This window comes from Enterobacter asburiae (assembly GCF_001521715.1).
In the GTDB taxonomy this organism is placed as follows: domain Bacteria; phylum Pseudomonadota; class Gammaproteobacteria; order Enterobacterales; family Enterobacteriaceae; genus Enterobacter; species Enterobacter asburiae.
Map to the genome: position 1 here is coordinate 3,064,413 of NZ_CP011863.1, position 13,356 is coordinate 3,077,768.

Below are 13,356 nucleotides of genomic sequence, written 5' to 3' on the forward strand. Positions count from 1 at the left end.
CGGTGTTTCAGGGGGCTACATCACACAGGCGGTGAGTTATGGGCGTGATCCCATCCCACAAGTCCTTCTTTATGGTCGTAAGGATATAGTCTTCTTTATGGACAATGGTGGTAAGGGTACGCCAACCGCTATTGCAAAATATAACCACAATACTCGTGACCTTGCCATAATTAAAGATCAGCTAGAAGCCAGTAAAACGATGAAGGAACTGCTATCTAAGGGAGCAAAATTATGAGTAAGAAAAGCCATATTGTGAGCCTATTTATTCTTATTGTTGCCTCCTTTGTCTTTGGCAGAAGTACGTATGTTGAATATCTGTCATGGTACTATGGAAGCGATAATTTAATATTCAGCGAAATAAATAGTTCTTTACTATCCAGTTTATTTAACGGGCTTTACTTCGCGCTATCAGCAAGTATTATTTATGCGTCACTTACTCTATTAAAAAAAATCCCAGGAAATATTATCACTTCTTGTCTGCTTCAGTTCTGTATTAACATCGGGCTATATACGCTTTTTGTTGCAGTAGATAGAGGATATAGTAAATTACATACTTTAGGCTCGGGTGCTACTGATATTACCCACAGCTATTTTTTAGGGGCGTTGCTGACGAGCACACTCCTGACCGTCGCGATCGTGAGCGTTATACATGCTAAGTTTCTTTCTTCAAAGCATAAAGATGGGCTACATAAAGGCGTTTGACTGTTACGGTAAAGACAGTAAATGGCAGTATCTCTGCATCATGACATTCCAGCTTGCCTGGTTTTTGTTTTACTTATGGCTCCCTTATCGAAGCGATTATGTGATTCTGCTATTTTTACTGTTTTTCCTGCCCGTCATTTCAAGCAATACGCGGTGCATAAACTACTACGGCCGCTCACGCGCCTTGTGTTTTTTATGGCTTATTGCCCCGTACATCATGCTGTTCGTTCCTCTGTTTTTAACCCGACGTCGGGATACAGAAGAGAGTTGAAGGAATAAAAAACAACGCCACCTCATGGTGGCGTTGTTTTTTTTCAGTACTGGTCTCTGTCTAACCAGTTACCGCTTACAATCCGCGTTAACCCTTCGACCGGACGCTGGTAGACGTACATCCACGCACTTCCGTACGGCGTCTGGATCAACTGGCGTGCGTATTCACCGCCCCTGGTGCGCAAGGCATCAAGTTCGGCAAGCGTCGCGTTATCAATACGATAGACTTCACCCTGTACTGTTCCTTCGCCCGGAACCGCGCCTGGATAGTGGCCCAGGCTATACAACTGGTAGTTCTCGATATTGTAATTCCCCAGCAGCAGGGCATTGGTCATCCAGTGACTGTTGCCTTGCTTGGTTCGTAAACTGCCATAGACAAATATTCGCATTGCTAAAACTCAAACTGATAGAGCAGATCAAGTGCCTGGTCTACGCCGGACACTGCTTCCAGATATAGCTTGGGCATCAGGCGATAGCGTAACGTGAGAGTTGCCAGTGAGTCAAAGATCCCCACACCATATTTTACCTGCAGACCCGGCAGTACATAGCCGCTGACCACCACCTGCGAGGAGTCACCCACGCCCTGGGTGTCCAGCGCCAGATTGCTTACGCCGAACGTCTCGCCGATTTTACCCACAACCTGCCCACTTTGTGCAACCCCCAGACCCACTAACATCGAGGTCATCGCCGCACTGTCGCTTTGTCCGCTGTTCAGGCCTTGTCCACGCAGCAGATAAGAGAGAGCTTCCTGCTGCGACATCGCCGGGTCAGAGAAGATCTCCGCCTTCGGTTCGTCGGCGGAACCGGTGACGCGAACGCCAGCAATGACGTCGTCTTCCGTCGCTTCCGGGTTACGAATCGCTTCGATGTTCAACAGGGGCTGATCCGGTGGACCGGAGAACAGCAGCTCGCCTTTGCGCACAATCAGATCCTGACCATAGGCGTGGAAACGCCCTTCAGGAATAGTGATCTGCCCGTTAAGGCCAAGCCCTTGTTTATCCTGCGCCACTTTCAGATCGCCCGTGAGCCTCGCCTTCAGCCCAAACGCATTCAACCGCACGTTATTCCCCACGTGCACGATAAGGTTACTATTGATCGGTATGCCAGCGCTCTTCTGTTCGATAGGTTTCAGATTTTCATTGAGCATAACTTCATCACTTGAGACGCCGACCGCGCTTTCCGGCACGTCGTGAACCACGATGCGCGCCCACGGCACGTCGACGCGCCCGTCAAGCGTAAAGAGGCTTGGCGTGGCTTCAAAGACCACATCAGGCGAAACGTCCAGGCGCACCATTGGCGGTACGGTGATGCGTACCCGGCTGCCCTTCGCGGCAATACGGGCGCGCCAGTTATCGATCTGGCTCCAGTCCGCGTCGCCGCTCAGGTTGATTTGCCCTTGCTGCGTCAATACCGAGCCGCTCAGCGTCGAGCTCATGCCGTTGAAGTTCATCGCAATCTGGCTGGGCTGCATGTCAAACGGCATGAAGTTACCGTCGATATCCACGCCGCTGAGGCGCAGCTGGCCGAACAGCTGCGGGCTTTGCACGTTACCGGCCAGGCGCAGGTTAGCGTTCACCATGCCCTCTGCTTTTTCCCCGCGCGCGAAAATCGGGTTCACCATCGCCAGGTTGAAGTTACGGACGTTGACGTTGCCGCCCAGATTACGCCGTCCCTGCGGATCGGTAATCTGGACCTCCCCGTCCAGCTGACCGTTGTTGGTCAGGCGGATCGTCCACCCCAGCTGTGCGCGATTGTTATGCAGATCGGCACTCAGGTTCAGGGTGTCGAACGCTACCGGCAGCGGCGCGTCGTTGACCTCCTGCGTCACCTTCACGTTACGCCCGGACAGCGTGACGCTGCCCTGCGGCAGCCCCTCTTTGGTAGTGTCCCAGGCCACATCGGCCTTCCCGCTGAATACGCCGCTGGCCTGGGTTGTGTCCGGCATAAACGGCTTCAGCATCGCCAGATCGAAACGGTTGAGGTTGATCTGCGCGCGCCCTTCCGCACCCGCATCGATGGTCTGCGGCACGCACAGCTCCGCATTCGGGTTGGTCCAGCAGTGTGGCCCAATGCTGATCTTCTGCTCGGCGTTGCGGTAGTCGAGGGCAATGGATCGCGAGAGCGCCAGCGGCCCGACCGGCGTAGTGAAGCGGGTGTTGTCCAGCGTCCCTTTCCAGCGTTCTTCCTTGCGGTCGAAGCTGCCGGTGAGGTGAAGCTGGCCGGAGACCGGCTCGCCCTGCACGCGCAGCTGGAGGTCGTGCTGCTTCTCGTTCCCTTTGGCGTCCAGGGTGACCAGGTTAATGTTCACGTCCGGCTGAGAAATGCGCTCCACGCGCAGGTTCAGGCTACCGCCGATCTGATCGGTAGATTTCACATCCCCTTCCACGCGGACGCGGGCAACGCTCAGCTCCTGCCAGCGCAGGTTATTGGCGGTAATGTCCGCCAGCAGCTGCGGCGCCTCCACCGTACCGCGCACTTTCACGAGACCTTTCGCCGTGCCGCCCAGCCCCGGCAGGGCGTTGTCGAGATTCGGCGCGTCGATGGTGGCGTCCAGATTGAGATCTTTTACCCCCAGCTCGCCTTTGATATCCGCCGTGTTGCGGCCCAGCGCCACATGCAGCCCCGGGATAACCCACTGCAGATAGCTGTTGCCTTTCACCGAGCCTTCAACGTTAACCTTGTTCTGCTTCACGTTGCCGGTGAGCTTGATTTCCGGCACGTCCATCTGCCACGTACCGCCGTACAGGCTGCCGCGGGTTTTAATCAGGCCATCCAGTTTCGACGGCCAGTCCGGCACCTCTTTGGCGGTGTTAATGCCCGTCAGCTTCAGCTCGCCGCGCCAGCTGATCGCCTGCTGCCAGTCGAGCAGCGCGGTCAGCTCGGTTTTGCCTTCCAGCGCCGCGACGGTCAGCTTGTCGAGGTTGACCTGCTGTTCGTTGCCCTTCGCATCCAGCGTGATGTTCGCGGGCGGCACGCCCTGCCCCTTCACCGCGGTGCGGAACGAGAGCGTGTAGTCGGTCATCTTGCCGCTCAGCTTTAGCTTCAGGTCATCGGCCTGGAACTGTTTTTCGCCGGTGAACGGCCAGGAAAGCTGCTTGCTGACAACCTCCAGATTGAGCGGCAGCCCGGCTTCCGCCAGCTGCGTTTGCGCGCGCAGAACCATGTCCACCGGGCCGGAGAGATTCACCCCGACGTCCAGCTTGTCGCGCAGCGCACCGCCCACTTTGACCTTCACCTTTTCGCCTTTCAGCGGATCGATGTTGAGGGCACTGTTAAGCGTAATGTCCACCGGCCAGTTGTCGCGCAGCAGGGCATTCCCTGACGCATTCACCGAGCCCTGGTTGGTGTCGATATCCAGCGCGTCGAGCTTCATGTTGCCGTCAATGCTGCTGACCTTCAGCAGCATGGTGTAGACCGTCAGATCGGTATCGCCGGTCAGGCGCAGCTGCTCGCCTTTGAACTCCTCGATGTTGAGATTTAGCGGCAGATGAACGTCGGTCATTTCCGGCAGGACAGGCTTCGAGAAGAGGTCTTTCAGCGTTTCGCCCAGCGGTTTTTCTTCCGGCTGCCGGTTCTGGATCTTCGGCTCGACGATCTCTTCCTGCGCCACGTCTGCCACTTTCGGCAGCGCGATCAGCAAGCCCTGCAGGGACGTCGGCGTCAGGGTGAGGTTTTTCTCCTGCCAGCGCAGGCCGGAGGAGAAATCCATCACGGACACGGTGGTGTCGTCGATTTTGATATTGACGTTATCGAGCGCCACCCGATAGAGCGCGATCGGGTACGGCGTGGAAAGATTCAGCGGGCCGCTGTCCTCCTCCTCGACCGGCGCAGACTTCGGCATTTTTTTCGAATCTATCGCCACGTTGACGTCTTTTAGCGACACATCGTTGACGCAGAGCTTACTGTCGCGCAGGCAGCCCAGCTTCACCGCGAGATGGAACTCCCCGGCGTTCACCGCCACGCCCGGCTGCTCATAGCGGATGTTCTTCAGACGCAGATCGCGCCAGCCGCCCGTTACCTGGCCAATCTCCAGCCCCGGCACCCAGCGGTTCGCAGCGTTAAACAGCAGATGCAGCCCGGTCGTCGTTCCCACCAGAAACGCCACCGTACCGAGCAGCAGCACGATAAAAATCAGCACCCCGAGGCTTATTTTCTTCCATAAACTCATAATTCAGGCCCCAGACCGATGTAAAACTGTAATCCGTGCTCTTCTTTGTCGCCGACAGGCACGGCGAAGTCGAGCTTGATGGGCCCGACGGGTGACTGCCAGCGTACGCCCACGCCCGCGCCGGTTTTGAAGTCGCTGCGGCGGATATCGTTTACCGCTTCACCGCCGTCAACAAACATGGCGCCCCACCACTTTCCGCTGACGTTGTACTGATACTCCAGCGATCCGGTCGCCAGTTTTGACGCACCGGTCAGCTGGCCCTTTTCGTTCTCAGGTGAGATCGATTTGTACTTATACCCACGAATGCTGCGGTCGCCCCCGGCGAAGAAGCGCAGATCCGGCGGAACGCGCTCGAAGTCTCCCGTTTCAATCCAGCCGAGATTGCCGCGCATCACAAAGCGGTGTTTGTCATACAGCGTGCGGATCCAGACGTTTTGCGCCTGCATGACGGAGAAGTCCACGTCGGAGCCCCAGGCGGAGTTGGAATAATCAATGGAGTAGCGCTGCGAGTCGCCCCAGGTCGGCATCAGGCCCCCGCGCGAGCGGGTACGGCTGATCATCACGCCCGGATAAAGCAGCATGGTGGTGTTGGTGACGTTGGCCTGGGTAAAGTGGTCCAGGCTCCAGCGCAGGTTGATGGCGCGCTGCCAGCCGCTGGAGAGATCCCAGAAGCGGGAGACCGCAAGGGTCGTAGAATCCTGCTTGGTGTCGTTCAAGTCGGTGCGCTTAAAACCGCCCTGCACAAGATAATATTGCTCAAGCGGATTTTTCAGCAGCGGCATTTTGTAGCTGAAATCCAGCTGCTGCTCGGGCGCAGAGAGGCTCAGGCTGGTGGTCAGGCTGTGACCGTACGAGTTCATCCACGGTTTTTTCCACGAGGTTCTCACGCGTGGTCCAACATCCGTCGAGTAGCCAACACCGGTCTCAATGGTGTTCTCGGTGCGCGGCGAGACAACGCCATGCAGCGGCAACACCTTCGTTTTGCGAGACTTCTCAAATTCCGGCGCGACAACCACGGAGTTAAACCAGCCGGTAGCGGAAAGACGACGGTTCAGTTCCGCCAGGTCCCTCGACTGGTAGTAATCCCCTTTTTTGAACGGCACGAGGTTTTGCAGGTACTCTTCACGAATTTGCGAACCTTCAAACGTCACATCGCCAAAGCGGTAGCGTTCTCCGCTGTCGTAGTCGATATCCCAGAAGGCCTGACGCCGATCCAGCGCAATCCCCAGCTGGCTTTTATTGAACTGGCTGTCAAAGTAGCCCTTACGCAGGGAAACGTTCGTCAGCTCTTTTTTGAAATGGTCGTAGTCGCCGTGGTTAAGCACGGTACCGATTTTCGGCCGCGTGCTGAGCAGGTCCAGGTAATCCCGGTCGGTACGCGCCCCGCCGCGCAGGATGACGTTCGTACCGCCAATCAGTACCGGCTCACCCGGCGAAACGCGGGCAATAAGGACCTGGCGCCCCTTCTTTGGCGGCGGGCGGAGATCGAAATCAATGGTGGGTTCATAATACCCCAGCGCTTTCAGCCCTTCACGGATGGCGTCATCCACGCGCGCGCGAAAACGCCGGTCCGGCGTCACCTCATCACTCTGGATGGTCGACAACTGCGCACGCACGTTTTTTTGTAGCGCCCCGGATAACCCCTCAACCTGCAAACGGACATTCGCCGCGCTGGCAATCCCGCTTGTCAGCAACACACTGACTAAACATAACTGGCGGATTTTTGTCACGTTTTCTCCTGAATATCCCTGTTTCCACCCTGGAAGCAAATGAAGTGCCGCTCTGCGGCAAAATACGGCCTGTTAGCCAAAAACCCAAATCACGGGTTGAAAACGGGTGTAACACCCAAATATTTCTTATGATTAAATCTAGACTCATTCAGCGCATTTATTGTGTTCAATTAAACGCTTCGTGACAACCTTAACCGAAACATCGCACCCCGGGAGGCCCAATCGTGAGTTTATTCGACAAAAAGCATCTGGTTTCACAAACTGATGCATTACCGGGACGCAACACCCCTATGCCTGTGGCGACCTTACACGCCGTCAATAACCATTCCATGACCAACGTGCCGGAGGGAATGGAAATCGCCCTGTTCGCCATGGGCTGCTTCTGGGGCGTTGAGCGCCTCTTCTGGCAGCTGCCCGGCGTTTACAGCACGGCGGCTGGCTACACGGGCGGCTACACGCCCAATCCGACCTATCGCGAAGTCTGCTCCGGCGAAACCGGGCATGCGGAAGCGGTACGCGTGGTCTATGACCCTGCAGTCATTAGCTACGAGCAGCTCCTGCAGGTCTTCTGGGAAAACCACGACCCGGCGCAGGGCATGCGTCAGGGCAACGACCACGGCACACAGTACCGTTCGGCCATTTATCCGCTCACGCCCGAGCAGGATACCGCCGCGCGCGCCAGCCTTGAGCGTTTCCAGCAGGCCATGCGTGAAGCGGGCGATACGCGCGAGGTGACGACGGAAATCACCACCGCGAAACCGTTCTACTATGCCGAGGACGATCACCAGCAGTATCTGCATAAAAACCCGTACGGCTACTGCGGTATCGGGGGCATCGGCGTCTGCCTGCCGCCACAGCTGGCCTGATACCTACCCAGCGCCACGCGAGCCGCGTGGCGCTCAAGAAATCGACTGCGTTGTCTCATAATATAACAACCACCCGTTAGCCGCCCCCGCCGGCCATCTTCGACAAATTGTGACCTCTGGCAGATTTACATCTCTTTACGCTATACTACCCGCTGAAATAATCGGCTCAACGCTACGAGCTGATTTTCAATGTGTTTTCACACAAATGGTATCAACTCCCCTTCTGAGGATCTGGCGAGAAGCCGGATAAACTATGTTAAACAGTATTTTAGTAATACTTTGTCTGATTGCCGTCAGCGCGTTTTTCTCGATATCTGAGATCTCGCTGGCCGCGTCCCGTAAAATCAAACTGAAGCTGCTTGCCGATGAAGGCAACATCAATGCCACCCGCATCCTGAAAATGCAGGAAAACCCCGGAATGTTCTTCACCGTGGTGCAGATTGGCCTCAACGCGGTCGCCATTCTCGGCGGTATCGTGGGTGATGCGGCGTTTTCCCCGGCGTTTTATAGTCTGTTTGTTAAGTACATGTCCGTTGAACTGGCTGAACAGCTTAGCTTTATCCTCTCCTTCTCGCTGGTAACCGGCCTGTTCATCCTCTTTGCAGACCTGACCCCGAAACGCATCGGTATGATTGCGCCAGAAGCTGTGGCTTTGCGTATCATCAACCCGATGCGCTTCTGTCTGTACGTGTTTCGTCCGCTGGTATGGTTCTTCAACGGCCTGGCGAACGTGATTTTCCGCATCTTTAAGCTGCCAATGGTGCGTAAAGACGACATCACCTCTGACGACATTTATGCGGTGGTGGAAGCCGGCGCGCTGGCCGGGGTGCTGCGCAAGCAGGAGCACGAGCTGATTGAGAACGTATTCGAACTGGAATCCCGTACCGTGCCGTCTTCCATGACGGGCCGTGAGAACATTATCTGGTTCGATTTACATGAAGATGAGCAGAGCCTGAAGAACAAAGTGGCGCAGCATCCGCACTCTAAGTTCCTGGTCTGTAATGAAGATATCGACCACATCATCGGTTACGTCGACTCCAAAGACCTGCTGAACCGCGTACTGGCAAACCAGAGCCTGGCGCTTAACAGCGGCGTGCAGATCCGCAATACCCTGATTGTGCCGGACACCCTGACGCTCTCAGAAGCGCTGGAAAGTTTCAAAACCGCCGGGGAAGACTTCGCGGTTATCATGAACGAATACGCGCTGGTGGTGGGTATTATCACCCTGAACGACGTGATGACCACGCTGATGGGCGACCTGGTTGGCCAAGGGCTGGAAGAGCAGATTGTTCAGCGTGACGATAATTCATGGCTGATTGATGGCGGCACGCCGATTGAAGACGTAATGCGCGTGCTGGATATCGACGAGTTCCCGCAGTCCGGCAACTACGAGACCATCGGCGGCTTTATGATGTTTATGCTGCGTAAGATCCCGAAACGTACCGACTCGGTGAAGTTCTCCGGCTACAAGTTTGAAGTGGTGGATATTGATAACTACCGCATCGACCAGCTGCTGGTGACGCGCATCGACAACAAACCGACCGTACTGGTACCAAAGCTGCCGGACGCGGAAGAGAAGGTGTCGGCGTAAACTCCCTGCCCCCACAAACATCAACGGCTCCCATTGGGAGCCGTTTTTTTAACTACTGCATAGCACGTTGGTTAAGCCATCTCAGTCTGCAGACGCATAACCTGACGGTTGACTTCGGACATCACAGACAGGTGCTGTTTGTCCTTCACTTTTGGGACAAGGATCTTGCCCTTATCAAACTCAAAAGCGCCAACATCCTTGATGTACAACCGTCCACGGAACAGGATCTTCACGTACTTCGCCACCTGAAGCGGGTTGTAGCGTTGGAAAATTTTCATTCTTGTATCTCCTGCGAATCATACGCTCTTGCGGTGCCACAATCGGCCCGACTGTCCTGAGCGCAAATTTTAATGCTCAATGACTATAGACCAGAACTTAGGTGTTACCCAGTGTGCATAAGTTTATTTACCGTTTGATTACAATTATTCAGAATAATCTTTGCAAAGCGTGACTGAGAGCAGTATAAGCCGTCGTTTTTTCATGGATATGTGCGTTCGCCCGCAAACTGGCATCGGGATTGCGGGAAAACCCCATTGATCGCACTTATGATTAAAAGCGCAAGACCAAGTGGTCGGATCACCTGCAAACAATAAGGAAACGCCATGACCCTACGTAATATCCTTGCAGCAGCCTGCCTGCTGCTGCCTCTGTGGGCTTCCGCTCACAACATTGAAAAAGGACAACGTGTACCGCCAGTCGGCATTGCTGACCGGGGAGAATTGATTCTCGACAATGATAAGTTTAGCTACAAACCCTGGAATAGCGCGCAGCTCGCGGGCAAAGTGAGAGTTGTACAACATATTGCCGGTCGTACATCCGCAAAAGAGAAAAATGCCAACCTGGTGGAAGCGATCAAGGCCGCAAAATTCCCTCACGACCGCTACCAGACGACCACCATTGTTAACACCGACGACGCCATTCCGGGCTCCGGAATGTTTGTACGCTCCAGTCTTGAGAGCAATAAAAAGCTCTACCCGTGGTCGCAGTTTATCGTCGACAGCAACGGCGTAACCCGTAAGGCCTGGCAGCTGGAAGAAGAGAGCTCCGCGATTATCGTGCTTGATAAAGAGGGCCGCGTACAGTGGGCGAAAGACGGCGCGTTAACCCAGGAAGAGGTGCAGCAGGTTGTCGACCTGCTGCATAAGCTGCTGGCTCAGTAAATAGAGACGCGGAAGCCGGGGTTGAGGAAGGATTCGCGCGGGGTGTAGTCCAGCGGCTTGCCCTGCCAGTCATGAACGTGCGCCCCGGCGGCCGCAGCAACGGCATGACCTGCCGCGGTATCCCAGACGTTGGTTGGCCCAAAGCGAGGGTAGAGCTGCGCGTGGCCTTCCGCCACCAGGCAGAATTTCAGCGATGAGCCAATCGAGGTGGTCTGGTGTTCACCCAGCTGCTGCAGGTACTCCTGCAGTTCGCTGTCGCTGTGCGAGCGGCTAATCACCACCAGCGGTGGACGCGCATCGCGCACCTGGATCTGCTTGCGCACGCCGCACTCTTCCTTCCACGCCTTCCCTTCTGCAGCGCTGTACATCACCTTCATTACCGGCGCGTAGACCACGCCCAGCACCGCTTTGCCCTTCTCAATCAGGGCGATATTGACGGTGAATTCACCGTTGCGCTTGATGAACTCTTTTGTCCCGTCCAGCGGATCGACCAGCCAGTAGCGCTGCCAGTGCTGGCGCTCGTCCCAGCTTTGCGGCGCTTCTTCTGACAGAACGGGGATGTCCGGCGTTAAGGCCTGTAACCCTTTCAGGATCACCTTATGCGCCGCAATATCCGCCGCCGTGACCGGAGAGTCGTCGGCCTTGCTGACAACCTCCATAGGTTTACAGCCGTCATACACCTGCATGATGGCATCTCCCGCATCCCGTGCGAGCTGACAAATTTTATCTAGCATTTTCCACCTCTTTGTTAACGCAGTGAGGTTAACTCTTTGTTTTAGTTATATCGTAATGTGAACAATTCCGCTATCTGTGAAGCAATTCCGGTTTCAGGTTACTTTTTTCTGTCAGGATTCACATTTCTGTAAGCAACAAGCTATAGATACATACTCTTTTGTGGTCTGCATCGAAAAAAGGACTCCTCTGATGATTAAGTTTAGTGCAACGCTTCTGGCGACGCTGATTGCAGCAAGCGTACAGGCGGCGACGGTAGATCTGCGTATTCTGGAAACGACCGATCTGCACAGCAACATGATGGACTTCGATTACTACAAAGATACCCCGACGGAAAAATTCGGCCTGGTACGCACGGCAAGCCTGATCGATGCGGCGCGTGGCGAAGTGAAAAACAGCGTGCTGGTCGACAATGGCGACCTCATTCAGGGCAGTCCGCTCGGGGATTACATGGCGACGAGGGGGCTGAAAAAAGGCGAGATTCATCCTGTTTATAAAGCGATGAACACCCTGGACTATACCGTCGGCAACCTCGGTAACCACGAATTCAACTACGGTCTGACATACCTGCACGATGCGCTCGCCGGTGCGAAATTCCCGTACGTTAACGCCAATATCATCGACGTTAAAACGCAAAAGCCACTCTTTACCCCTTACCTGATTAAAGAGACAAACGTCGTCGACCAGGACGGTAAAAAACAGACGCTGAAAATCGGCTATATCGGCTTTGTGCCGCCGCAGATCATGACGTGGGATAAGGCCAACCTCGACGGTAAAGTGACCGTTAACGACATCACCGAAACCGCGCGCAAATACGTGCCGGAAATGCGCGAAAAAGGCGCCGATCTGGTCGTCGTTGTCGCCCACTCGGGCCTCTCCGCCGATCCCTATCAGGCCATGGCAGAAAACTCCGTTTACTATCTGAGTGAAGTTCCGGGCGTCGACGCAATCCTGTTCGGCCACGCCCACGCGGTCTTCCCGGGCAAAGATTTCGCCAGCATCATAGGGGCGGACATTGAGAAAGGGACGCTCAACGGCGTGCCGGCGGTGATGCCGGGCATGTGGGGCGACCACCTTGGCGTGATGGACCTGGTGCTGAATAACGACAGCGGCAGCTGGAAGGTGACGCAGTCAAAAGCCGAAGCGCGCCCGATTTACGACGCTGCGGCTAAAAAATCTCTGGCGGCGGAAGATAAAAAACTGGTTGACGTGCTGAAGCACGATCACGACGCTACGCGCGAATTCGTCAGCAAGCCGATCGGCAAATCCGCCGACAATATGTACAGCTTCCTGGCGCTGGTTCAGGACGACCCGACCGTTCAGGTCGTCAACATGGCGCAGAAAGCCTATGCCGAACACTTTGTGCAGGGCGATCCGGATCTGGCAAAACTGCCGGTTCTGTCAGCCGCTGCGCCATTCAAGGTGGGCGGACGTAAGAATGACCCGGCAAGCTATGTTGAAGTCGAAAAGGGTCAGCTGACCTTCCGTAACGCCGCCGATCTCTACCTCTACCCGAACACGCTGGTGGTGGTAAAAGCGACGGGCCAGGAGGTGAAAGAGTGGCTGGAGTGCTCTGCCGGACAGTTTAACCAGATTGACCCGCACAGCAGTAAGCCGCAGTCGCTGATTAACTGGGACGGCTTCCGCACCTATAACTTCGACGTGATCGACGGCGTGAACTACCAGATTGACGTCACCCAGCCGGCGAAATATGACGGCGAGTGTCAGGCGATCAACCCGCAGGCGGAGCGCATCAAAAACCTGACCTTCAACGGCAAGGCGATCGACCCGAATGCCACCTTCCTGGTCGTGACCAATAACTACCGTGCCTACGGCGGTAAGTTTGCTGGTACGGGGGATAGCCACATCGCCTTTGCCTCGCCGGACGAGAACCGCTCGGTGCTGGCGGCGTGGATCAGCGCGGAGTCGAAGAAGGCGGGCGAAATTCATCCGGCGGTTGATAACAACTGGCGTCTCGCGCCGATCCACAGCGATACCAAACTGGATATCCGCTTCGAAACGTCGCCGTCCGATAAGGCAGCCGCGTTTATCAAGGATAAAGCCCAGTATCCGATGAAGAAGGTCGCAACGGATGATATCGGGTTCGCGATTTATCAGGTGGATTTGAGCAAGTAAA

General features: G+C 55.4%; 11 protein-coding genes. 6 read left to right on the plus strand and 5 right to left on the minus strand.

Annotated elements, in window-relative coordinates:
* The first annotated feature begins 31 nt into the window (after positions 1 to 31).
* Together ACJ69_RS25330 and ACJ69_RS14805 are read left to right on the plus strand one after the other, a co-directional pair.
* Complete coding sequence (locus ACJ69_RS25330) at positions 32 to 235, plus strand: hypothetical protein (RefSeq protein WP_233424633.1); 204 nt, start codon at positions 32 to 34, stop codon at positions 233 to 235.
* The gene (locus ACJ69_RS14805; protein WP_047646496.1) at positions 232 to 702 is read left to right on the plus strand and encodes a hypothetical protein; all 471 of its coding nucleotides are present in this window, start codon (positions 232 to 234) and stop codon (positions 700 to 702) included. Before ACJ69_RS25330 ends, ACJ69_RS14805 begins: the two co-directional genes overlap by 4 nt.
* 314 nt (positions 703 to 1,016) lie before the next feature.
* On the opposite strand, the gene ACJ69_RS14815 is transcribed toward ACJ69_RS14805, so the two are convergent.
* Genes ACJ69_RS14815 through tamA form a run of 3 tightly spaced genes read right to left on the minus strand, consistent with a single transcriptional unit; the run spans position 1,017 to position 6,870 of the window.
* On the minus strand, positions 1,017 to 1,361 hold the full coding sequence (locus tag ACJ69_RS14815) for a gamma-glutamylcyclotransferase family protein (protein ID WP_014830431.1): 345 nt from the start codon (positions 1,359 to 1,361) through the stop codon (positions 1,017 to 1,019).
* 2 nt (positions 1,362 to 1,363) lie between these two features.
* On the minus strand, positions 1,364 to 5,140 hold the full coding sequence (tamB, locus tag ACJ69_RS14820; RefSeq protein ID WP_059347257.1) for an autotransporter assembly complex protein TamB: 3,777 nt from the start codon (positions 5,138 to 5,140) through the stop codon (positions 1,364 to 1,366).
* On the minus strand, positions 5,137 to 6,870 hold the full coding sequence (gene tamA / locus ACJ69_RS14825) for an autotransporter assembly complex protein TamA (protein WP_029741955.1): 1,734 nt from the start codon (positions 6,868 to 6,870) through the stop codon (positions 5,137 to 5,139). The genes tamB and tamA overlap by 4 nt, the downstream gene beginning before the upstream one ends.
* Before the next feature lie 224 nt (positions 6,871 to 7,094).
* Between tamA and msrA the strand changes: the two genes are divergently transcribed.
* Both msrA and ACJ69_RS14835 read left to right on the plus strand, forming a co-directional pair.
* Entirely contained in the window at positions 7,095 to 7,736 is a 642-nt protein-coding gene (gene msrA, locus ACJ69_RS14830; protein ID WP_054830266.1) for a peptide-methionine (S)-S-oxide reductase MsrA, read from the plus strand.
* Between the two features lie 253 nt (positions 7,737 to 7,989).
* Positions 7,990 to 9,327, plus strand: coding sequence for a polyamine export protein PaeA (locus ACJ69_RS14835; RefSeq protein ID WP_032662457.1), 1,338 nt, complete (start codon positions 7,990 to 7,992; stop codon positions 9,325 to 9,327).
* A 71-nt stretch (positions 9,328 to 9,398) separates the two neighbouring features.
* Here ACJ69_RS14835 and ACJ69_RS14840 read toward each other — a convergent pair whose 3' ends face one another.
* Entirely contained in the window at positions 9,399 to 9,605 is a 207-nt protein-coding gene (locus tag ACJ69_RS14840; RefSeq protein WP_008501430.1) for a DUF1107 domain-containing protein, read from the minus strand.
* 324 nt (positions 9,606 to 9,929) lie between these two features.
* Here ACJ69_RS14840 and ACJ69_RS14845 point away from each other — a divergent pair, with 324 nt between their 5' ends.
* Positions 9,930 to 10,487, plus strand: a complete 558-nt coding sequence (locus ACJ69_RS14845; RefSeq protein WP_023310161.1) for a YtfJ family protein — start codon at positions 9,930 to 9,932, stop codon at positions 10,485 to 10,487.
* On the opposite strand, the gene cysQ is transcribed toward ACJ69_RS14845, so the two are convergent.
* Positions 10,481 to 11,221 carry a 3'(2'),5'-bisphosphate nucleotidase CysQ gene (cysQ, locus tag ACJ69_RS14850; RefSeq protein WP_059347258.1) on the minus strand — a complete coding sequence of 247 codons (741 nt, stop codon included), beginning with the start codon at positions 11,219 to 11,221 and terminating at the stop codon, positions 10,481 to 10,483. The genes ACJ69_RS14845 and cysQ overlap by 7 nt on opposite strands.
* A gap of 190 nt (positions 11,222 to 11,411) precedes the next feature.
* Between cysQ and ACJ69_RS14855 the strand changes: the two genes are divergently transcribed.
* Complete coding sequence (locus tag ACJ69_RS14855) at positions 11,412 to 13,355, plus strand: bifunctional 2',3'-cyclic-nucleotide 2'-phosphodiesterase/3'-nucleotidase (protein ID WP_059347259.1); 1,944 nt, start codon at positions 11,412 to 11,414, stop codon at positions 13,353 to 13,355.
* Position 13,356 lies beyond the last annotated feature (1 nt).